General features: G+C 38.9%; 18 protein-coding genes and 3 tRNA genes. 11 read left to right on the top strand and 10 right to left on the bottom strand.

Features of this window, described 5'->3' with window-relative positions:
• Window positions 1–117: 117 nt before the first annotated feature.
• The gene (gene lpdA, locus PVK70_RS05455) at window positions 118–1545 is read left to right on the top strand and encodes a dihydrolipoyl dehydrogenase (protein WP_130043990.1); all 1428 of its coding nucleotides are present in this window, start codon (window positions 118–120) and stop codon (window positions 1543–1545) included.
• A gap of 262 nt (window positions 1546–1807) precedes the next feature.
• Here the strand turns inward: lpdA and PVK70_RS05450 are convergent, their stop codons facing one another.
• A complete protein-coding gene (locus PVK70_RS05450; protein ID WP_130047111.1) occupies window positions 1808–2413 on the bottom strand; it encodes a TetR/AcrR family transcriptional regulator in 606 nt (201 codons plus the stop codon).
• A 326-nt stretch (window positions 2414–2739) separates the two neighbouring features.
• Here PVK70_RS05450 and hpt point away from each other — a divergent pair, with 326 nt between their 5' ends.
• Together hpt and PVK70_RS05440 are read left to right on the top strand one after the other, a co-directional pair.
• Entirely contained in the window at window positions 2740–3270 is a 531-nt protein-coding gene (gene hpt, locus PVK70_RS05445; RefSeq protein WP_130043992.1) for a hypoxanthine phosphoribosyltransferase, read from the top strand.
• 498 nt (window positions 3271–3768) lie between these two features.
• Window positions 3769–4020: a DUF1127 domain-containing protein gene (locus PVK70_RS05440; protein WP_130047110.1), complete on the top strand. Its 252-nt coding sequence runs from the start codon at window positions 3769–3771 to the stop codon at window positions 4018–4020.
• A 75-nt stretch (window positions 4021–4095) separates the two neighbouring features.
• Here PVK70_RS05440 and can read toward each other — a convergent pair whose 3' ends face one another.
• Complete coding sequence (gene can / locus PVK70_RS05435; protein WP_165366823.1) at window positions 4096–4755, bottom strand: carbonate dehydratase; 660 nt, start codon at window positions 4753–4755, stop codon at window positions 4096–4098.
• 292 nt (window positions 4756–5047) lie between these two features.
• On the opposite strand from can, the gene PVK70_RS05430 reads away from it, so the two are divergent.
• The 3 genes from PVK70_RS05430 to PVK70_RS05420 all read left to right on the top strand — a co-directional run bounded on the left by PVK70_RS05430 (window position 5048) and on the right by PVK70_RS05420 (window position 8540).
• Window positions 5048–6703: a SulP family inorganic anion transporter gene (locus PVK70_RS05430; protein ID WP_130047108.1), complete on the top strand. Its 1656-nt coding sequence runs from the start codon at window positions 5048–5050 to the stop codon at window positions 6701–6703.
• Window positions 6704–6852: 149 nt separating this feature from the next.
• Window positions 6853–7770, top strand: coding sequence for an ABC transporter ATP-binding protein (locus PVK70_RS05425; RefSeq protein ID WP_130047197.1), 918 nt, complete (start codon window positions 6853–6855; stop codon window positions 7768–7770).
• On the top strand, window positions 7770–8540 hold the full coding sequence (locus PVK70_RS05420) for an ABC transporter permease (protein WP_130046426.1): 771 nt from the start codon (window positions 7770–7772) through the stop codon (window positions 8538–8540). The genes PVK70_RS05425 and PVK70_RS05420 overlap by 1 nt, the downstream gene beginning before the upstream one ends.
• Window positions 8541–8657: 117 nt before the next feature.
• On the opposite strand, the gene panC is transcribed toward PVK70_RS05420, so the two are convergent.
• From panC to sfsA, 7 genes are all read right to left on the bottom strand, one after another.
• Window positions 8658–9539 (bottom strand): pantoate--beta-alanine ligase, encoded by an 882-nt coding sequence (gene panC / locus PVK70_RS05415; protein ID WP_130046427.1) that lies wholly within the window; start codon window positions 9537–9539, stop codon window positions 8658–8660.
• Window positions 9540–9548: 9 nt separating this feature from the next.
• Window positions 9549–10343 carry a 3-methyl-2-oxobutanoate hydroxymethyltransferase gene (gene panB / locus PVK70_RS05410; protein ID WP_130046428.1) on the bottom strand — a complete coding sequence of 265 codons (795 nt, stop codon included), beginning with the start codon at window positions 10341–10343 and terminating at the stop codon, window positions 9549–9551.
• A gap of 22 nt (window positions 10344–10365) precedes the next feature.
• Window positions 10366–10851, bottom strand: a complete 486-nt coding sequence (gene folK / locus PVK70_RS05405; protein WP_130047107.1) for a 2-amino-4-hydroxy-6-hydroxymethyldihydropteridine diphosphokinase — start codon at window positions 10849–10851, stop codon at window positions 10366–10368.
• Window positions 10848–12173, bottom strand: a complete 1326-nt coding sequence (pcnB, locus tag PVK70_RS05400) for a polynucleotide adenylyltransferase PcnB (protein WP_165367125.1) — start codon at window positions 12171–12173, stop codon at window positions 10848–10850. Before pcnB ends, folK begins: the two co-directional genes overlap by 4 nt.
• Window positions 12174–12295: 122 nt before the next feature.
• Entirely contained in the window at window positions 12296–13189 is an 894-nt protein-coding gene (gene gluQRS / locus PVK70_RS05395; protein ID WP_130046430.1) for a tRNA glutamyl-Q(34) synthetase GluQRS, read from the bottom strand.
• Between the two features lie 64 nt (window positions 13190–13253).
• On the bottom strand, window positions 13254–13703 hold the full coding sequence (gene dksA, locus PVK70_RS05390) for an RNA polymerase-binding protein DksA (RefSeq protein ID WP_130047106.1): 450 nt from the start codon (window positions 13701–13703) through the stop codon (window positions 13254–13256).
• Window positions 13704–13866: 163 nt separating this feature from the next.
• Entirely contained in the window at window positions 13867–14574 is a 708-nt protein-coding gene (gene sfsA / locus PVK70_RS05385) for a DNA/RNA nuclease SfsA (protein ID WP_130047105.1), read from the bottom strand.
• A gap of 59 nt (window positions 14575–14633) precedes the next feature.
• On the opposite strand from sfsA, the gene hrpB reads away from it, so the two are divergent.
• The 5 genes from hrpB (at window position 14634) to PVK70_RS05360 (ending at window position 20050) form a co-directional block, all read left to right on the top strand.
• A complete protein-coding gene (gene hrpB, locus PVK70_RS05380; protein ID WP_130047104.1) occupies window positions 14634–17099 on the top strand; it encodes an ATP-dependent helicase HrpB in 2466 nt (821 codons plus the stop codon).
• 24 nt (window positions 17100–17123) lie between these two features.
• Window positions 17124–19499: a penicillin-binding protein 1B gene (gene mrcB / locus PVK70_RS05375; RefSeq protein WP_130047103.1), complete on the top strand. Its 2376-nt coding sequence runs from the start codon at window positions 17124–17126 to the stop codon at window positions 19497–19499.
• Window positions 19500–19738: 239 nt separating this feature from the next.
• A tRNA-Phe gene (locus tag PVK70_RS05370) sits at window positions 19739–19814 on the top strand.
• 54 nt (window positions 19815–19868) lie between these two features.
• A tRNA-Thr gene (locus tag PVK70_RS05365) sits at window positions 19869–19944 on the top strand.
• A 30-nt stretch (window positions 19945–19974) separates the two neighbouring features.
• Window positions 19975–20050 (top strand) — tRNA-Asn (locus tag PVK70_RS05360).
• 319 nt (window positions 20051–20369) lie between these two features.
• On the opposite strand, the gene PVK70_RS05355 is transcribed toward PVK70_RS05360, so the two are convergent.
• Window positions 20370–22007, bottom strand: a complete 1638-nt coding sequence (locus tag PVK70_RS05355; protein ID WP_130049460.1) for a methyl-accepting chemotaxis protein — start codon at window positions 22005–22007, stop codon at window positions 20370–20372.
• Window positions 22008–22647 lie beyond the last annotated feature (640 nt).

Raw genomic sequence — 22647 nt, 5'->3', positions numbered from 1 at the left:
ACAGGCTAACTTAATCTTGCTTTCACACTGTTAACATCTATGTAAAATAGACGCAGTCTGAAAACAATAATAGAACATTTGTCAGCCTGTTAGGGAAATGACTATAACGAGGTCAAAATGAGCAAACAAGTTAAAGCCCAAGTAGTTGTACTTGGTTCAGGTCCTGCTGGTTACTCTGCTGCTTTCCGTTGCGCGGATTTAGGTCTAGAAACAGTATTAATCGAGCGTTATAACACGCTTGGTGGTGTATGTTTAAACGTGGGTTGTATCCCATCAAAAGCACTTCTTCACGTATCTAAAGTTATCGAAGAAGCAAAAGCAATGGCAGATCACGGCGTTGTTTTTGGTGCTCCACAAACAGACATTAATAAGATCCGTATCTGGAAAGATAAAGTAGTTACTCAGTTAACTGGCGGTCTTGGCGGCATGGCTAAAATGCGTGACGTTAAAGTTATTAACGGTTTTGGTAAGTTTACTGGCCCTAATACGATTGAAGTTGAAGGCGAAGAAAACACAACAGTTACGTTTGATAACGCTATCATTGCTGCTGGTTCTCGTCCGATTAAACTTCCGTTCATCCCGCATGAAGACCCACGTATTTGGGATTCAACTGACGCGCTAGAACTGAAAGAAGTTCCAGAAAAACTATTGATCATGGGCGGTGGTATCATCGGTCTTGAAATGGGTACGGTTTACCACTCTTTAGGTTCTAAAGTTGAAGTGGTTGAGATGTTTGATCAAGTTATCCCAGCGGCGGATAAAGACATCGTTAAAGTGTACACAAAACGTATTAAAGATAAGTTCAAGCTAATGCTTGAGACTAAAGTAACGGCTGTTGAAGCAAAAGAAGACGGTATCTACGTTTCAATGGAAGGTAAAAAAGCACCTTCAGAAGCTGAGCGTTACGATGCGGTTCTTGTTGCTATCGGTCGTGTACCAAATGGTAAACTTATCGATGCTGAAAAAGCAGGTATCGAAGTTGATGAGCGTGGTTTCATCAATGTTGATAAGCAAATGCGTACCAATGTTGCTCACATTCATGCAATCGGTGATGTTGTTGGCCAACCAATGCTTGCTCACAAAGGTGTGCATGAAGGTCACGTAGCTGCTGAAGTTATTTCTGGTAAGAAGCACTACTTCGACCCTAAAGTAATTCCTTCAATTGCTTACACTGAGCCAGAAGTTGCTTGGGTTGGTAAAACAGAGAAAGAAGCAAAAGAAGAAGGTCTGAACTTTGAAGTTGCTACTTTCCCATGGGCAGCATCAGGCCGTGCAATCGCATCTGATTGTGCAGATGGTATGACTAAGCTTATCTTTGATAAAGAAACTCACCGTGTTATTGGTGGTGCTATCGTTGGTACAAACGGTGGTGAACTACTTGGTGAAATCGGCCTTGCAATCGAAATGGGTTGTGATGCAGAAGATATCGCTCTTACTATCCACGCTCACCCAACTCTACATGAGTCTGTTGGTCTAGCTGCGGAAGTATTTGAAGGTTCAATCACTGACCTTCCAAACAAAAAAGCAGTTAAAAAGAAAAAATAATTCTATACCATTCTGGATAAGTAGTTGTTCAGATAATTGCGTAGGAAAAATCGATTATAGCAAGGCATAAATTACAGTAACTAGTGGATCTAATTACAAAATTTATAACGCTGATATAATCGATTTTAACAAGCAAGAATGATCAAATACTTATGTAGATTGGTATTATTTAACAACGCGTTTGTTAAGACATAAAAAAACCGCTGAGAAATCAGCGGTTTTTTATTATCATTTCCTGAATCCTGAATCCTGAATCCTGAATTTATTTATAAATACACAGCATATTTAAGAAACAGGTAGCCGTATCTTCAAGTTCTTCAATTGAAGAACTGCGATTCGCTTGAATGAAAACAGAGTAGCAAATGCCATGCAGCATTTTAGCTAAGTTTTCAGGCGTATGATCGTTACACACTTCGTTACGCTCAATACCTTCTTCAAACATCGTACGGATGATCTTCTGATTATTCACATGCGTGCTTAAGAATAAAGGCCATACTTCTTCGCGAGTAGACGTACTCCATTCAAACCAGACTTTGATCCACTTTTCACCAGATTGAACGGTATCAATAATGTTTATTAAGAGGGTATGAAGGTTAGTACGTACATCAAGTTCAAGAGAAATTGAGTTCTGTACGAATTGGTGGAATTGTTCTTCTACTTTATTCAATACATCATCAACAAGATCTTCTCTCGTTGGGAAATAGTTGAAAACGGTAGCGACAGATACTTGTGCTATTTCGGCAACATCAGCATGGCCGCCACGGCCAATACCACGTTGTGAAAATACCTCGATAGCTATATCTAGTAGTTGTTCTTTACGCTTTTCTGGGGATAGCCTTGTTCTAGGCCTTTTTTGGATCGTATCCATTTTAATATATCCTTGCCAACAAATTATTATTTTATATAGGGTTTTATTATTATTATTCTCAATAACTTTACATAAGGCTGATTATATATTCAACAATTATTCAGCTTATCAATTAAAAATATGACGAAGTTAAAGGTTATTTTTTCAAGTTGCAGCGATTTACCGTATAAATCTATTTTTGTTGAATTTTCCTTATAAAGTGGCAAGGTTAATATTAGAGACATAAAAAACTTTTGTAATTGGATCTACGTCAACGGCCGTTTTATTGTAAACTGTAGAGGTCTAAATCTTGCCTTAGGTAAGTTCAACGAATTAAGTGAGATAGTATGAAACATACAGTAGAAGTGATGATCTCTGAAAAAGAGGTTGCTCAACGTGTTAAAGAACTAGGCCAACAAATATCTGAACACTATAAAGAGTCAGAAGGATTGGTGATGATAGGTTTGTTACGTGGTTCATTTGTTTTCATGGCTGATTTAGCACGAGCGATTGATACGCCAATGACGGTGGACTTTATGACAGCATCAAGCTATGGCAATAGCATGGAGAGTACACGTGATGTACGCATCCTAAAAGATCTTGATGATGATATTAAAGGCAAAGATATTCTGCTCGTTGAAGATATTATTGATACAGGTAATACGTTAAGTAAGGTATGCGAGATATTGTCTATTCGTGAGCCTAACTCAATCACTATTTGTACGTTGCTTGATAAACCTTCTCGCCGTGAAGTTGAAGTAAAAGTAGATTGGATTGGTTTTTCAATCCCAGATGAATTTGTTGTTGGTGTGGGTATTGATTACGCTCAAAAATACCGTAACTTACCTTATATTGGTAAAGTCGTACCACAAGAATAATACGCTTCATTATTGTCGTATTGGTATTATTTAAATTAAGCCGAAGATACATTTGTTTCTTCGGCTTTTTTATTGATATATCTATATTTTATATAATATAGCGGAAAGTATGGTCAAACAGGGCAAAATAAACAATGTTTAGAATGAATATATAGTTACCAGTAAACTAATAGTGCATTCATTTTGTTTTAATTATGTTGCTAATTTGTGCTTGATTATTAATCACAATTGATTACAATTTAACCGTAAATCTAATTTACAACTTACCCATTTATAGAATTAATTTTACGTTTTAGGAGGTCAACATGACAGTTATTCATTCATACAAAATGTGTTGCGCCACCACTATGTCGTTTACACCCGTTAACGATCAAAACGATTAATTAATTCGTAACCTTCTTTGGCTGCGAATATTGCGGCTATCTTATCTAAGAAGGGAACTGCCTACCTTATGATGCCAGTCGCACTATATTCTCAGCTTACTATTGGAGAAATATTATGCGTCATTCACTATACCTACGTTTAGCTACTTTATTAATTAAAGCCGATCTTGCTCAAGAAGAGCGTAAATGGAAACGAAAAGTTCGTAAAGTTCAATATGAGATCCCTTGGGGAAATGAATATCTATTAAGAGATATTGGTTTGCATATTGATGGTCGAACAATCAGTGATCTTGAGGTTCCAGCAATAAAAACTGAACGCCAAATCCGCCATCTTCGTCGACTCGTGCGTTTGAGAATAGCAACGTAAAATAAAGCCAGAGAAATTAAGGTGATGTTTTCTCTGGCTATTGTCTAATGTAATAAAAGGGGAGTTGTTGCCCTTTTATTTTTCACCGCTAGTCTGTGTTATAACAGACATAGCTGCTTGGTAGGATATTTCTAATGATTCTCGACTGTGGCCTTTTACACCCAGATCATTCAAAACGCCATCTCCCATACCGTAAACAACGCCGTGAACTTGAACGTCTTGTCCTCGTTCCCAAGCGGTTTGCATTACGGTTGAATTACCAACGTTATAAACTTGTTCTGCGACATTTATCTCACACAACTTATCTCCCCATTTCTCACGAGGTAAACTGCCAAATACAGTTCTGTGTTTTAGATAAAGATCTCTAATATGAAGTAACCAGTTATTAATAAGGCCTAGTGGGGGGTTATCAATGGCTGCATTCACACCACCACATCCATAATGCCCACAAACAATGATGTGTTTAATTTTTAAAACATCGACGGCATATTGCAAAACAGACAGGCAATTTAAATCAGTATGAATTACTTGGTTGGCTACATTACGGTGAACAAATAGTTCGCCTGAATGAAGTCCAGTTAAACGTTCAGCAGGAACTCGACTGTCAGAGCAACCAATCCATAAAAAACCAGGGTTCTGTCCTTCCTCAAGCTGAGTAAAGTATTCAGGGCGTCCCGCTTTAATTGATTTTGCCCATTTAGAATTATTTTCAAAAAGCTCTTTAATTTCTGGCATTTTAAATCTCTCATCCCTTAAATACATAAGAAGCAAGGGGGTTCCTTACACTTCTTTCTGTTAAAAACGTCAACAGGTCTATTTACTATACACAATGTTACAATTTCAATCTGCTAAAAACTTGCATGAAAAGTACTCATCTGACGAGTAGAGGCGTTAAAAGAAGCGGCTGGAGTATTAATTAGATAAATAGGACATAAGCTGAAGTCATTAGTTCTAATTAATAGTTATGAGAGATGAATAACTTTTGTTAAATTAATGGCGATACGAGTTTATAAACAGGGAGCTAACGGTGTTTGGGCAACGATTTGAGAGTGTAAACTTTAAAGGTGATTTATTTGGTGGCGTAACGACGGCCATTATATCACTGCCTTTGGCATTGGCCTTTGGTGTTGCTTCAGGAGCAGGGGCTGAAGCAGGGCTTTGGGGAGCCATTATGGTGGGGCTTTTTGCTTCTCTATTTGGTGGTTCTTCAACATTAATCTCCGAACCAACGGGACCAATGACGGTCATTATGACCGCGGTCTTAACCAGTATGGTCGCTAAATACCCTGAGACTGGAATTGCAATGACGTTTACCGTTGTGATGATGGCCGGTGCATTTCAGATCCTCCTTGGTACTTTAAAGTTGGGTAAATACATCACTTTAATGCCATACAGTGTTATTTCAGGCTTTATGTCAGGCATAGGCGTAATTCTCATTATCTTACAGCTTTCCCCACTGCTTGGTCATGCAGCACCAGCAGGTGGTGTTATAGGAACGCTGAAAGCTTTACCTGATACATTGGCGCATTTAGATATTAAAGAACTCTTTCTTGGTGTATTGACGCTTGGTGTTTTGTTCCTTTTTCCTCAACAGTATCGTAAATATGTTCCTGCTCAATTAGTTGCTTTAGTTGCTGTTACACTTATTTCAGTCATTATTTTTGATACAGATTCTATTCGTCGAATTGGAGAGATCCCCGCAGGTTTACCCTCCATTGTCATTCCTACCATTAACAGTGATATGTTTATGACCATGGTCATTGATGCTTTAGTGCTAGGTACATTAGGGTGTATTGATACGCTATTAACCGCTGTTATTGGTGATTCATTAACACGTAAAGAGCATGACTCAGATAAAGAGTTACGAGGCCAAGGCTTAGCAAATATGATCTCTGGCTTATTTGGTGCGCTGCCTGGCGCTGGTGCAACAATGGGGACGGTTACTAATATTCAAGTGGGTGCTCGTTCACCACTATCTGGGGTATTTAGGGCTGCGGTGCTTGCTTTAGTGGTATTGGTTGCGGGTGGATTAACAGAGCCGATCCCAATGGCTGTTCTTGCGGGTATTGCCGTTTATGTCGGCTTTAATATTCTTGATTGGAGCTTTATCCAGCGAGCACATAAAGTCAGTTTTGCCGGCATGGCCATTATGTACGGTGTAATGCTACTGACGGTATTTGTCGATTTAATTGTCGCCGTTGGTCTTGGTGTTTTTATTTCTAATATCATTATCATTGAACGCTTAAGCCGTGAGCAAGCTCGCCAAGTAAAAGCAATTAGTGATGCCGATGAAGATGATGTCCCTCTCACTGATAGCGAAAGACGTTTATTGGATAAAGCGAATGGAAAGGTGTTGTTCTTTTATTTATCAGGGCCAATGATTTTCAGTGTATCTAAAGCGATTGCACGTCAACACTCCAGTATTTCTGATTATGAAGTGATGATTTTAGATTTAACCGATGTCCCGATGATAGATGTAACCGTTGGTTTGGCGTTAGAGAATGCGATTAATGATGCGCTAGATGCAAATTGCAAAGTGTATTTATTGTGTCCGAATGAAAAAACCAGAGAGCAATTAGAGAAGTTTCATGTAACAGACTTAGTTCCTGATGAAAATACGTTTAAATTTCGTTATGAGGCACTTAAGTCAGCGATTAGATACGTTTCACCTGATGAAATCTAAGTGATTAATTTAGTTATTTTTAATCAAGCCGTAGAGTGGTTTTCTCTGCGGCTTTTTATTATCTAATCGTTTTCAAATTTGCATTCATCGTCATTCAACGATAAGCTAACTTGAATAATAGATGCTTAATCTAGGTGATGAATAAACATATGTATGCATTAGAGATAGAACAATTACGAAAAACATATGCCGGTGGTTTTGAAGCGCTCAAAGGCGTGGATTTAACCGTAGAGCAAGGTGATTTTTACGCACTACTGGGACCTAATGGGGCCGGTAAATCAACAACCATTGGGGTAATTAGTTCACTTGTTAATAAAACCTCTGGCCGAGTTAAAGTGTTTGGTTATGATATAGATACTCATCTTGTTCAGGCTAAACAGCAAATCGGTTTGGTTCCTCAGGAGTTTAATTTTAACCCATTTGAAACCGTGCTGCAGATAGTAATACAACAAGCAGGCTATTATGGTGTTTCTCGCTCATTGGCAAAAGAGAGAGCACAAAAATACCTAACTCAGTTAGATCTGTGGGAAAAGAGAAATGATCGCGCACGTAATTTATCAGGTGGTATGAAACGCCGTTTGATGATCGCTAGAGCCTTAATGCATGAACCTAAGTTATTGATCCTTGATGAACCTACAGCCGGTGTTGATATTGAACTACGTCGCTCAATGTGGGAGTTCTTAAAGCAAATTAATGAGCAAGGTGTGACGATTATTCTTACTACACATTATCTTGAAGAAGCTGAGATGCTGTGTCGAAATATTGGAATTATTAATAAAGGTGAAGTCATCGAAAATACATCGATGAAACGATTATTAAATAAACTTCAGGTTGAAACTTTTATCTTAGATTTGGCAGAAAATAGCCCAACACCTCAGTTGGAAGGCGCTAAAATCACAAGCAGTAAAGAAGGTTCGATTGAGGTTGAAATAGATAAATCACAAGGGCTTAATTACCTTTTTGAACAATTAAACCATCAAGGGGTAAATGTACTTTCTATGCGAAATAAAGCGAATCGATTAGAAGAGTTATTTGTCAGTATTGTTCGTTCAGGGGAAGCTAAATAATGATGAACTTATATTGGACAGCATTTAAAAGCCTTATATCTAAAGAGATAAACCGATTCACACGTATTTGGGTGCAAACACTGGTTCCACCAGCCATTACCATGACGTTATATTTTATCATTTTTGGTAATTTGATTGGTTCACGTATTGGTGAAATGAGTGGCTTTAGTTATATGGAATATATTGTTCCAGGTTTGATAATGATGTCTGTTATCACTAACTCTTACTCGAATGTGGCTTCTTCGTTCTTTAGTGCTAAGTTCCAAAAAAACATAGAGGAGTTACTTGTCGCTCCTGTACCTAATTACATTATTATCGCTGGTTTTGTTGGTGGTGGTGTTGTTCGAGGTTTATTGGTTGGTGCGTTAGTGACTTGCGTGTCTCTGTTTTTTGTTGATATTCAAATTGCGCATTTTGGTGTGATTATACTGACAGTATTAATGACATCGATTGTATTCTCTTTAGGTGGATTGATTAATGCGGTTTTTGCTAGAACCTTTGATGATATCAGTATTATTCCGACGTTTATTTTAACGCCATTAACGTATTTAGGTGGGGTATTTTATTCGATTAGTTTGTTGCCTGAATTCTGGCAAGGGGTCTCTAAATTAAACCCGATTGTTTATATGGTAAATGCATTTCGTTATGGTTTTTTAGGTGTATCTGATGTCGGTATTGGTACTGCATTTGCGGTATTAGCGGCATTTATTGTGGTGCTTTATGCCGTGGCTCTGCACTTAATCTCTAAAGGTACTGGCCTTAGAAGCTAATATTAGTGTCAGGACAGGACAATAAAAAAGGGCAGACGATCAGCGATCATCTGCCCTTTTGTTTAGTCGTTAATCATACTAATGCTATTAATGAACATCTAATTCGTTACATTGGTATTATTCTTCAGTGTCTTCTTCGCTTGCTGCAATATGAAGTTCAACCACTAAGTTATCAATCAAGCGGACTTGACCAAGGAAGGCTGCCATAAGGATAACAGCTTGAGTTGTCTCTTCTGTCGGCTCTTGCAGCGTTCTTGCATCACGAATGAAGATTTCATCAGGCTGTAAATCTGCTGCACGTAGTTGATCACTAGCGTCTTCAATTAGGGATAGATAATCATTACGACCACCACGCATTTGGCTGCTGATCCAACGCATAGTGCGAGCTAAAACAGGCGCTCGCTGACGCTCATTTAATGTCAGCAGGTTATTGCGAGAGCTCATTGCTAAGCTATCAGCTTCACGTACTGTTGCAACACCAACAATCTCGATATCTAAGGCCATATCAATGACCATTTGACGAATAAGCGCAAGTTGCTGGAAATCTTTCTCACCAAAGCAAGCAACATCAGGCTGAACAATGTTGAAGAGCTTATTAACAACCGTTGATACGCCTCTAAAGTGACCAGGGCGAGAAGCGCCTTCCAAAATGGTAGAGATAACCGGGACATCAACAGTCGTTTGTTTATCTAACCCTTCTGGGTACATGATCTCTGGCGTTGGAGTAAAGACAAGATCAACCTTTTCAGATGTGAGTTTTTCAACGTCTTCATCTAATGTTCTTGGGTAATTTGTTAGATCATCAGCATTGTTAAATTGCATCGGGTTAACAAAAATACTAGCAACAACAATATCAGCATGCTCGCGAGCAGTGCGGATCAGTGTTAAATGACCTTCGTGCAGGTTTCCCATTGTTGGAACGAAAGCGATACGCTTGCCTTCGCGTTTCCAAGCTTTGATCTGCTCGCGTAATGGTAAAATTTCAGAAAAAATGTCCATTACGTTTCCTTAATTAAATGTATGTTCAGCAGCAGGGAAGACACCTTGCTCAACATCTTGAATATACTTGGTGACCGCTTCACGCATATCACCGGTTTCCGCTAAAAAGTTTTTAGAGAATTTAGGCATATAGTTAGCAGAAATACCAAACATGTCATGCATTACTAGGATTTGACCATCCGTAACATTACCTGCACCAATACCAATAACAGGAACAGTACATGCTTTTGTAATGCGTTCAGCAAGAGAAGCAGGAACACATTCTAGTAGAATAATTTGAGCGCCAGCGGCTTCAAGTGTTAGTGCGTCTTTTACCATTTGTTCAGCTTTTGCTTCATCACGGCCTTGAATGCGGAACCCACCAAAAATATTAACCGATTGAGGAGTTAAACCAAGGTGTGCACAAACTGGTACTGCGCGTTCAGCAAGGATACGAATGGTTTCAGCGATCCAAGCGTCACCTTCAATCTTCACCATGTTAGCGCCCGCTTGCATTAGCTTGCCTGCATTTTCACACGCTTGCTCAGGAGTAGCGTAGCTCATGAATGGCATGTCAGCCATTAATAGACTGTTTGGACTACCTGCACGCACACAACGAGTATGGTAAGCGATCTCTTCAGTTGTTACAGGCAAAGTATCACTCTTGCCTTGTAAAACCATACCTAATGAATCACCGACTAATAGAACAGGGACTTCTTGCTGTTCAAATAGTTGTGCGAAGCTAGCATCATATGCTGTAACAGTGGCAAATTTTTTGCCTTCTTGCTTCCACTTCATTAAGTCATGAATAGAGATTTTTTTCATAAAACATCCTTACTAGAAGCGATTAATCTTCCCAAATGGACAAACCATTTCTATCTACAGTGTTTAATAACTGAGAGAGGGTTGTGCCATCAGGTAAAGTTAAATCATTATAAAGTTCAGCGAGCGGATAAAGAACAAATTCACGTTCTTTCATGCCATAGTGAGGCACAGTTAATCGCTCATTGTCGATCGTTTGATCGCCAAATAAAATAATATCAAGATCTAAAGTTCTTGGTCCCCAGCGCTCTTCTTTACGCACACGGCCTTGCTCAAGCTCAATCTTTTGAGTGAGTTCCAATAATTCCATTGGAGCAAGGTTGGTCTCAATCTCAACAACCGCATTAATGTAATCTGGTTGATCTTGAGGGCCCATTGGTGAACTGCTGTAAAGTGAGGATACGGCTGTTACGTTGGAGTCCGGAAGCTGATGCAATGCATTGATTGCCACTTTAGCTTGAGCTACGGGGTCTCCAAGATTACTCCCAATCGCAATAATTACTTTGATCATGAATCGTTATTCGCACGTTTTTTCTTACGATATGGGCTACGACGCTTACGAGTCCCTGTAGAGCGGCCACCATGAAGGTTTTGGACCATATTATTACGGTGCGGTGCAGGTGCATCTTGGAACTCTGTCCACCAATCCGAAAGTGTTTTTATTTCACCACCTTCTACTTTTCCGCGCATTTCAAGGAAATCATAAGCAGCACGGAATTTTTGTTGTTCGATAAGTACGAACGCGCGCTTGCCATTTCGACGAGGTAAGCGAAGCTGAAGTTGCCAAATATCACGGATAGTCGCCGTTAATCGACGAGGGATTGCGGTACTTTTAACTTGAATATCAAGCATGATATTAGCCGCTTCCATAATGGATTCGTAGTGATCATACTTTGGATTTTCATCCTGAATTTCTTGGGCTTTAGCCGTGAGGGGGTACCAAAGCATTGCCGCAAACATAAAGGCTGGGTTTACACGCTTACCGCTATTAATACGTTTGTCTGTTGAGTGCAGAACTAATTCAATCATTTGCTCAGTAGGGCTATTACCTTCTTCTGTTAAGAAAGGCGTCAGTGCTGGAAACAATTGTTGAAATAAATTCAATTCACGTAATAAATAGTAAGTATTTAATCCTTTACCGGCTTGCAGCAGTTTTAATGACTCTTCAAACAGTCGAGCGGCAGGAATATCTCTTAAAAGCGGAGATAACTCTACAATTGGCTCTACCGTTTTATCACAAATAGTCATGTCTAACTTAGCAGCAAAACGCACAGCTCGAAGCATACGAACAGGGTCTTCACGATAACGCGTTTCAGGATCACCAATTAAACGTACCAGATTATTATTTAAATCTTCAATACCATTGGCGTAATCATGAATCGAATAATCGGCAATATTATAATACATGGCATTAATGGTGAAGTCGCGGCGTTGAGCGTCTTCTTCTACTGTGCCATAAACATTATCACGCAGCAGCATGCCTTCTTTAGACTGAGCTGAGATATTTTTCTTCTCGGACTCTTCTTCTTTGTGGTGACCACGGAAGGTTGCCACTTCAATGACATCTCTACCAAATAGAATATGAGCGAGACGGAATCGACGACCAATTAAGCGACAATTACGAAATAATTTTTTGATCTGCTCTGGCGTTGCGTTAGTGGCGATATCAAAGTCTTTAGGTTCTTGACCTAGAAGAATGTCGCGCACCCCTCCACCTACGAGATAAGCGTCGTATCCCGCATTACTTAAGCGGTAAAGAACTTTTAGTGCATTATCACTAAGATCTTTACGTGAAATATTATGTTCTTGGCGTGTGATAACGTTCAGTTTCAAATCCTCTGTAGAGCAAATATCACTGTTGTTTTTGAGTAAATTACGGCAAAAACGGGCAACTTGATTAAAGATAATAACCTCGATATTCAAGTGAGCAGTCAAAAATAGGCGCACATCATAGCTTAAATTGTGGGTTTTGAGAATGGGGTAGTGATCTCGAGCCCAGTTGGGAGCTGTTTTAGTTGCCAATTTTTGATTGCCCATTGAAAAATTTCATTCAATGTGGCGGTTTCTATGTCCTTTGGTAAGACAAACCCTAAAAAACACAACGCTTCAAGTAAGGTTGGAATTGGATTTGTGTTATCAATTGCAGGAGCATAGTTTTGTTTTGATAATTTGTTTCCTAGCTCATCAACAGCAAGGGGTAAGTGAAGGTAGCTAACTTCTTTTACTCCTAATTGGCGATAAAGCGAAATTTGGCGTCCTGTGGGCTCTATTAAATCAGCGCCACGAACCACTTCAGTCACACCTTGGTCAATATCATCTAAGACCACTGCAAGATTATAGGCAAATAATCCATCTCTGCGTTTAATAATAAAGTCTTCTTGAGCCAATTGTGCTGGTATTTGAATCATCCCGTGCTTTATATCATAAAATGACTCAACAGGATGCTGCATTACTAAGCGTACAGACGCGTTATTTTCTGAAAGGTGTTTATATCTACAGTGGCCTAAATAAAATCCGCCAGCTTCTTTTATTTGTTTTCGAGTACACTGGCAAGAATACGCATCACCGTTATCAATCCATTGGTTAATTTGATATTGATACATAGCGTGACGTTGGCTTTGATACACAATCTCATCATCCCATTCAAAACCGTAATCTTCTAAGGTTTGAATGATCAAAGAGGAGGCACCAGGTATCTCACGCGGTGGGTCTAAATCCTCAATGCGAACCAGCCATTTTCCTTGCTGTGATTTCGCTTGTAAGTAGCTCCCTAAAGCTGCAACAAGGGAACCAAAATGCAGTGGACCAGATGGGGATGGAGCAAAGCGACCTATGTATTGAGTAGTCATAGACATTCACTGTATAAACGTAAAAAAGGGAGCCAGTGCTCCCTTTTTATTATATTGATTGGTATTAGCCAGCCATTTGCTTTTCTTTGATTTCTGCAAGTGTTTTACAGTCAATACAAAGATCTGCGGTTGGACGCGCTTCTAAGCGACGAATACCGATTTCAACACCACAAGAATCACAGAATCCGAAGTCTTCGTCTTCAATCTTGTTTAGTGTTTTTTCAATTTTTTTAATTAGACGGCGTTCACGGTCACGGTTACGCAGTTCTAAACTAAATTCTTCTTCTTGAGCAGCGCGATCCACAGGATCTGGGAAATTCGCAGCTTCGTCTTTCATGTGATTTACTGTGCGTTCAACTTCTTCTCTAAGTTGATTGCGCCAAGCTGCTAGAATCTTCGTAAAGTGCTCAATTTGGGCTGGGCCCATGTACTCTTCACCTGCTTTTTCCTGGTAAGGTTCAACACCAGCGATAGCTAGAATACCTAGCGTTCTTTTTGTATTGCTCTCTGGCATTACAGCTTCTCCTAAACGTCTTTGACTCTCACTAGCCAAATGAGGGCGCTATCTATAACAGAAAGAAAAGAGGCAATCAAATATTGATTTCATCAATTGAGATCCAGTAGCAAGAACGTAGCACTTTTTTTAAAAAGAATGTAAGCATTGCTAAATAAAGCAGCTAAATATAAAAAGGTAGCTTGCGTACGATCTTCATCTCTTTTGATGACATCTCTGCTTGGTAGCAGAGAACGGTAACCCCACTTTCAATCGCATCTAATAATAAAGAATAATATTGATGGTCTATATGGTGTGCGATTGAGACTTTTTCAATGCCTGAATGTAAAACAGCGAAAAATAATACTGCTTTTTTTCCATTTAGGGCGATTTCACTCAGCTCTCGTAAGTGTTTTTGACCTCGGGTTGTGACGGCATCAGGAAAGAATCCTTGGCCTTGGTCTCCCAATAACGTAACGCTCTTTACTTCAATATAGCAGTCAGGCAGTGAATCTTCACTAAGTAGGATATCAATTCGGCTATTTTCTGAGCCGTATTTCACTTCCGTTTTAAGTGTAGTGTACTCATTTAACTCATCAATGCTTTTATTGTTAATGGCTTCAACCACCAATTGATTTGCTCGAATAGTATTAACGCATATTATGTGATTACTTTCTGTGACGCTGAGCTCCCAACTATTAGGGTATTTACGTTTTAGGTTACTAGATGTTGAAAAAAACACCGTATTGCCAGGCGTTGCACAGCCAGTCATTGCTCCTGTGTTGGCGCAATGGATAGTTCGTTCACTTTTATCTGGTAATTCTATGTCTGTTAAAAAGCGTTTATAGCGTTTTATTAATATTCCAGATTCTAATTTAGGTTCAAATTTCATTTAACTACTGTTTTTTTGTACAATGGTTTAATTCAAGATAATGCCATAAGGCGAACCCATTGTCACAGTTACCGATTGAAAGAGTGATCCCATCACTGATTGAGAAATTACAGAACCATTCTCAACTCATTTTAAAAGCATCGACAGGCGCAGGTAAGTCGACACATCTGCCTTTAATGCTATTAAAAGAACAAGTGATTAATGGCAAAATAATAATGTTAGAGCCAAGACGGTTGGCAGCTCGTAATATCGCGAGTTACTTAGCATCTCAATTAGGTGAGAAAGTCGGTGAGCAAGTTGGGTTTCGAATCAAAGGTGAAACTAAAGTTAGCCCTCAAACTCGATTGGAAATTGTGACGGAAGGTGTGATGACTCGAATGATCCAATCAGATCCTGAATTGTCAGGTGTTGGATTATTGATTTTTGATGAATATCACGAGCGAAGTATTCATGCTGATACTTCATTAGCTTTTGCCTTGGAAGTGCAAGAAGCGCTAAGAGATGATCTTAAGTTATTAATTATGTCTGCCACCTTAGATCAATTGGCATTACAGACGTTATTGCCAAGAGCTGCGTATGTAGAGTCAGATGGACGAATGTTTCCGGTGACAACGTCTTATACCCCTCTTAAAACAAACCAACGAATTGTTGAGGCAACTGAGCAAGCCATTCGCAAAACATTATTAAATGAAACAGGTTCAATACTGGTATTTTTGTCTGGAGTAGGTGAAATAAAACAGTTGGAAGAGAGATTAAATGATCTTTCTTCTGATATTGTCATTAGGCCTTTATATGGTCAGCTCGATACAAAAAAGCAGCAATTAGCATTAAAACCAGCATTGAAAGGCGAGCGAAAAATAGTTCTCGCAACCAACGTTGCTGAAACCAGTTTAACTATTGAAGGGATCCGCATTGTTATTGATAGTGGCTATGAACAAAAAGCAACGTTTGATGCAAAAACAGGGATCACTAAGCTAGAGAAAAAACGAATAGCTCAATCATCTGCTGAGCAAAGAAAAGGACGAGCAGGACGATTGGAACCCGGGGTATGTATTCGTTTATACACTGAAGCTCAATATCAACAGCAGCCCCAAGTCCAAATACCTGAGATAGAATCTTCTGATCTTTCATCTTTGGTTTTGGAGTTAACAAAGTGGGGAGTTATCAACCCGTTGGATCTGCAATGGTTAACCCCGCCACCTGATGGCAATATTCAACAAGCTCGGTCTTTATTATCTCAATTAGACTTGATTGATAAGCAAGGTCAGCTTTCTATATTGGGGGAAAAATCACAGCAATTGAATATAGAGCCTCGCCTTGCTGCTGCATTATTACAAGCTAGCACTCAATCAGCTTCACATCTGCAAACAGCCTTATTTATGTTACCAATCATAGAAGAGCCTGCTAAATCAGTACAATCAAAAGATCTTAGCTTTCATCTTTCCTTATTTCTTGAAGGTCGCTACCCAAAACAGACAGAGTATCAACAAAGAGTTCAGCGACTGGCTCGCACTTTATCTGTAAAGGCAGACATAACTCAGGTTTCAATTGATTTTATTGGTGAGGTATTAGCATTAGGTTTTCCTGATAGATTAGCGGTAGCAAAAGGAACTCTAGGTCAATTTCAATTATCGAATGGCCATGGTGTGCAAGTTGATGAAATTGAATCGATAGCACAAAGCGATTATTTAGTAGTGGTGGACTTACTAAAAGGCAGTCAAAATCGCAGTTATGTTTTTCTTGCGGCATCCTTATCTAAATCATCTTTGTTCAGTGCTGTTTCTCATTTAATTATAGAAAAAGAGTATGTGGATTGGGATGAGAAGTCGGGAAGGATAGTCGCTGAAAAACGTACGTATTTAGGGCGAGTCATTCTGCAAAAAGAGCGAATGAGTTCACCAGACCCTGACAAAATTTCGTTGGCATTGCTTAATATGCTCAAGGGAAAAGGAATAGAGAACCTAGATTGGAATAAAGAAGTACAGGCTTTGCATTCTCGCTTGTTGTGCTGTGAAGAATGGTTACCAGAGATACCTCTTCCTGCGATGAGTGAAGCGCAGTTACTTGAGAGTGCAGAACTGTGGTTATTGCCATTTATGAATGGTATTAAAAATGATAAGCAACTTAAGAGCATTAACCTTACTAACGCATTAGAAGCCTATGTGGGGTGGGATGCGATGAAACTTATTAATGAATATTTGCCAGCGTATTATTTGTTACCAACAGGCACAAAAGCAAAGATCAATTATCAATTGCAATCGGAACCTAAGATTTCAGTAAGAATGCAAGAGGTGTATGGTGAAGCGCAAACGCCATTATTAGCGCAAGGAACAAAAAAATTGGTAATGGAATTATTATCCCCAGCTCAAAGGCCATTACAAACAACCAGTGACTTAGCTGGTTTTTGGAAAGGGTCGTACAAAGAAGTACAAAAAGAAATGAAAGGACGTTACCCAAAACATATTTGGCCGGATGACCCTGCGAATCATCAAGCAACGAAAAAAACAAAGCGTCACTTTAATTAATTCTCTAACTTGAAAAGAACTCTCATGGCTGAAAAGAAAAAAGCACCAGCGAAAACCGCACCTAAAAAAACGGTGACAAAGAAAAAAACACCAGCAAAAAGAAAATCGGCAAGTAAGAAAAAAGCCAAGTCGCCTCGTTCTTTTTGGAAGGGGTTAATGATACTAGGTTTTAAACTAAGCCTTGTTGTATTAGCGATTCTTGTTATTGCTGGGATTTATTTGGATACCGTGGTTAAGAATCGCTTTGATGGTCAATTATTTACTTTGCCCACCGTAGTATATAGCCGGGTTCTGACATTGGCTCCAGGGCAAAATATCAGTTTGGAAACAGTTAAAAAAGAACTGGATTTATTAAAGTACCAGAAAGTTCGTCAGCCCCAACGTTCAGGAGAGTACTCTTCATCATCAACTAAAATAGAGTTGATCCGTCGTCCATTTGAATTCCAACAAGGACCCGAGCCAGATCGCCATGTCATGCTTTATTTTAATTCAGATGGACTACAGAAGATTGAAAATCGTACGGCAAAAAAACAAATGGGCTTTTTGCAAATAGAACCTCAATTTTTAGGAATGTTAGATGCGGACGATGATCAGCAGCGTCTATTTTTACGCAGAGAACAATTTCCAGAGGTGATGGTCGATGCATTATTAGCGACGGAAGACAGAGACTTTTATCAGCATGATGGTGTATCACCACTAGCGATAGCTCGTGCAATGGTGGTTAATGCCAAAGCAGGTAGAACGGTTCAAGGGGGGAGTACATTAACTCAGCAGTTGGCAAAGAACTTATTCTTATCTCGTGAAAGAACATTATGGCGCAAGGTTCGTGAGGCTTATATTGCGTTGATTTTAGATTATCGCTATAGCAAAGATAGAATATTAGAAGCGTATTTAAATGAAGTTTATTTAGGGCAAACAGGTGGAGAGGCTATTCATGGTTTTGGGTTAGCAGCGCAAGTGTATTTTGGCCGCCCAATAGAAGAATTAAGAATTGATCAGTTAGCCATGTTAGTTGGTATGGTTAAAGGGCCATCCTATTACAATCCAATGCGCTTTCCTGAACGCGTAAAAGAGCGCCGTGATTTAGTATTACGTTTGATGATGCAAGAAGAAATCCTTTCTCCTCGTCAATATGAAATGGCAGCAAGCCGTCCATTGGATGTGAAAAAGCGTGCAAGTATCTCAACAAGACAACCTGCTTATTTCCAACAATTAAAATGGGAGTTAAAAGAAAAAGCAGGAGAGGCTTATCAAAGAGGTGAGGGATTACGGGTATTTACAACGCTTGATCCATTATCGCAGCAGAAAGCAGAAAAAGCAGTGGAACGAATTGTTCCTCAATTAGAAAAACGAGCAGGTAAAGGCTTAGAGTCAGCTATGGTTATCGTCGATCGTCAAAGCGGAGAGATCCGAGCTATGATTGGTGGCAGCAGAACGGGATTTGATGGCTTTAATAGAGCGATCAATGCAAAACGCCCAATTGGCTCTTTAGTTAAACCGGCTATTTATTTATCAGCATTAGAAAGCCCAGAGAAATATTCACTAGCGACCACATTAGATGATAAACCAATTTCATTAAAAGGCAGCAAAGGGACAACATGGACGCCTAGAAACTATGACCGAAAGTTTAGAGGTCAAGTTCCTTTGTATTATGCACTTTCTCGCTCATTAAATGTTCCAACCGTTAATTTAGGTTTAATGGTTGGCCTTAATAAGGTGACAGATACATTAGTTAAACTTGGTGTGAATGCTCAAGAGATTAATCAAGTACCATCAATGTTACTTGGTTCAATTAGTTTATCTCCGTATCAAGTGGCTCAAATGTACCAAACGTTAGGCAATGGTGGACGAAAAGCGCCTCTTACGGCATTAAAAGCGGTGGTGAATACAGATGGGGTATTACTTTATGAGAACTTTCCTCGTTCGTCACGAGTCGTTCCAGAGCAAGCGACTTGGCTGACTATTTATGGAATGAAAAAAACGGTGAGTGAAGGAACGGCAAGATTTTTAAATAGTAAATACAGCTGGGCAGCATTGGCTGGAAAAACAGGAACAAGTAATGACTCAAGAGATAGCTGGTATGCAGGTATTGATGGGAGAGAAGTTGCGATTACTTGGCTTGGTCGAGACGATAATAAACCAATGAAATTAACAGGTTCGAGTGGTGCGTTAAGAGTTTATGCTGATTATTTAAGTATGAGACCACCTGAAGCTTTTAATTTACCGTGGCCAAATGAAGTAACGACAGCTCATTTTGACTTACAAGAAAATAAAACGCTAAAACCGGATTGTTCTGGCAAGGAAAACATACCAATTTGGGATATTAAAGGCCAATATAAAGCGGAGTGTGAAAGGAGAAATACACCAGCCGCTTGGTTAACTGACATTTTTGGTTTTTGATTTTGATAAATTGCTGACTCCTCTTTAGTATGCAGATTTTAAAGAGGACGGCCTTTATTTAGATTAGGGCTTATTTGCGTAAAAAACTAATAAACGTTTCTTAAGCCATTAAAAGTAGCGTTATTTTTTAATCAAAATGTTATAAAAACAAGCATTGCGAATATATTTCAACCAAAAGGTGTTTTTTTTAAAATTATTAGTTGACCAGAGAAGCAAAAAGCCGTTTAATACACCTCGTTGCCCGGATAGCTCAGTCGGTAGAGCAGAGGATTGAAAATCCTCGTGTCGGTGGTTCGATTCCGCCTCCGGGCACCATATTAAATTGTTGGTGCTTAATATTCGTTAACACGAGCAATAAAAAATTAGTGTGCCGACTTAGCTCAGTAGGTAGAGCAACTGACTTGTAATCAGTAGGTCACCAGTTCGACTCCGGTAGTCGGCACCATTAATTCTCTTAATGAGACGTAAGACCTGTTCCCTTTTAGTTCAGTCGGTAGAACGGCGGACTGTTAATCCGTATGTCGCTGGTTCAAGTCCAGCAAAGGGAGCCACATTTAAAAGCCTCGTCAGAAATGACGAGGCTTTTTTTATGCTTTTCTGTAATCAAGTACGTAATACCAATCGTAGTAAATAACTGATCATCCTAACTAGTTAAAATTTTTGATTGTAGAATAACTACTTATCATAAAATTTCGCCTTGTTCTCAAGCATTTTTCCTGCGTTATTTCTGATCACTTACTTACTGTGATTGGTATAATTAGTAATTTACTACGATTAGTATTATCCAAATTACGGTTAGAGGTTTTGTTATAAAAAAAGCAGACAATCAATGTCTGCTTTCTTATTGCTTCTAGTAATCTTACATTATCACTATTTGTCTAGGTTGCTATTTACTCGAAATTTGTTTAACCAAGTCTCTAAATCATCAGCTAATTCAGTTAGGATATGAGTACTTTGTTTACTCTCTGCGACAACACTTGCTAACTGCTGTCCACTTTCTTCTATCATATTAACTCGTTGAGTGATGTCTTCACTTACGTGTTTCTGTTCTTCAGATGCACTTGCAATTTGATGACTCATACTTGAAATTGACTCAAGGGCAGTAACAATTTGCTGTAGAGCATCGGAGGCATTTTGAGATTCAGATACGGTGCTTTTGCTGGTTTCGGCACAGATCTCCATACTAGCTATTGCGTTACGAGAGCCTTGTTGTAAGTTTGAAATCATTAACTGTATTTCTTTTGTACTACCTTGAGTTCTTCCCGCTAAATTACGAACTTCATCAGCAACAACAGCGAAACCTCGACCTTGTTCACCAGCTCGAGCGGCTTCAATTGCAGCATTTAAGGCGAGTAAGTTGGTTTGCTCTGCAATATCACCAATGACATCAAGAACCTTAACAATGTTGTTCACATTGCTATCTAATTCAGAAACCGCAGTACTTGCTGTATTTAATTGTTCAGCAAGTCCTTCTATATTAGACACGGTCGCAGTAATTAATTTTTGAGTTCGAACACTTCGCTTATCGGCTTCGTCTGTAGTAATGGCTGTTTCTTGTGCTGAATCTGCTACATTATTAGCAGAAGAAGCCATCTCAGTAATCGCCGCTGCTATCATCTCTGTTGATTGGTGCTGGTTTTCAGTCAATTCACTTGCAGTCCCTGCTCTAGAGTGAACATCAGATAACTCAGCTTTTAACGCAAGCATTGCTTGAGTTAGATGTTCAACTAACTCTGCTAATGATAAATTCATTGTTTGAACTGCGTGATAAATACTGCCTTCAGGTGCTTTTTCTGTAAATTGAGTAACAATCTCACCAGCAGCAACAGTTTGGATTGCAGAGTGGACATCTTTAGGTTCGCCACCTAATAATGAAATCATACGTTTCATAGAAATCATTAGAATGCTAAAAATTAAACTCGCAATGATAAAGGTTAAACCAAATTGCCATTGAGCTGTAGACCAGAATCGAGAATTAACTTCTGTTTCTCCAATACCAGTGCCTACAATCCAATTCCAATCTTGTGTTTTTTCTGCAATAGAAAGCTTTTTATCAATACTTCCATCTGGCATTTTTAAAGACCATGTATATTCAGCCATGCCTGATGGATTTTGATTTATGGCATTTTCTAAAATTTGGCCAACACTTTTTCCTTCACTATCACGGAACTCATGAAAGCTAGTACCATGAAGTTGAGGATCTAAAGGAGCAGCTAAGAACATTAGGTCTTTATCTGCAACATATACGTATTCATTATCTTTATAGATATTGTTTCGTAAAATTGTAATTGTGAGCTCTTTGGCTTTATCCTCTTCTATTTTTCCTTGCCTTACCATTTCTTCCATATTGGTAATTAGGTTATAGGTTGTTTGGAATAATTCAGTAACTCGAGATTTATTATCCATAGAGCTAGCAATACGTAATGTCCATAGCCCTGTTGCTGTCATTAATATAAGAGAGCATAAAATAATAGCTGCGAGGACGTAAGATTGTGTTTTTAACTTCATGCTTATTTGCTCCGAGAAAATATAAGCGACATTTAACCTATGTATCGACCGATAAAAGTATAAGTTTAATGAATTATACGAGTGCCGATATATAAGAGGGAGTCTTATGTTGTGCTTTGTATGATTATCACCTTCTAAATGAATGATTTTAAATTATTAGTTATTGATTCTATTTTTTAGGTCATGATTTGCAGTGCTATAGATAGAATTAGACCTTAAGTGGTCTATTTTTAGCGTTAAAGTGAACTATAACTAAGCATATTGATGCCTATTTATGCAATTGAATCAAATTTTAAGAATAAATAGATAAAGTACTTGCTAATGTGATCGAACTCTCTATAATGCGACCTCACTGATACGGAGAGCCCGTCCCGTAAGGGGTTGGAAGGAAAGGTTAGTGTGATGAGTTATCAACATTCATTTCAAATAAGTGCTTGACACTTTATCTGAAATGAATAAAATGACCGTCCTCTTCGCTGATAAGATTGAATGCTTTGAAAGTAGAAGAAATGCTCTTTAACAATTTAACCAAATCAATCTGTGTGGGCACTTGTGAGTTGATAATCACTATTTGCGAAAGCAAGCTGTTTGTTTTCATTTTTAAAAATGAAAGTAAATGGAATCAATGAACTGAGTGACT

It is taken from the genome of Aliivibrio sp. A6 (assembly GCF_028765505.1).
GTDB lineage: Bacteria > Pseudomonadota > Gammaproteobacteria > Enterobacterales > Vibrionaceae > Aliivibrio > Aliivibrio finisterrensis_A.
The sequence above is the reverse complement of the archived record's forward strand: the minus strand, read 5'-3'. Positions and strand labels throughout refer to the sequence as shown.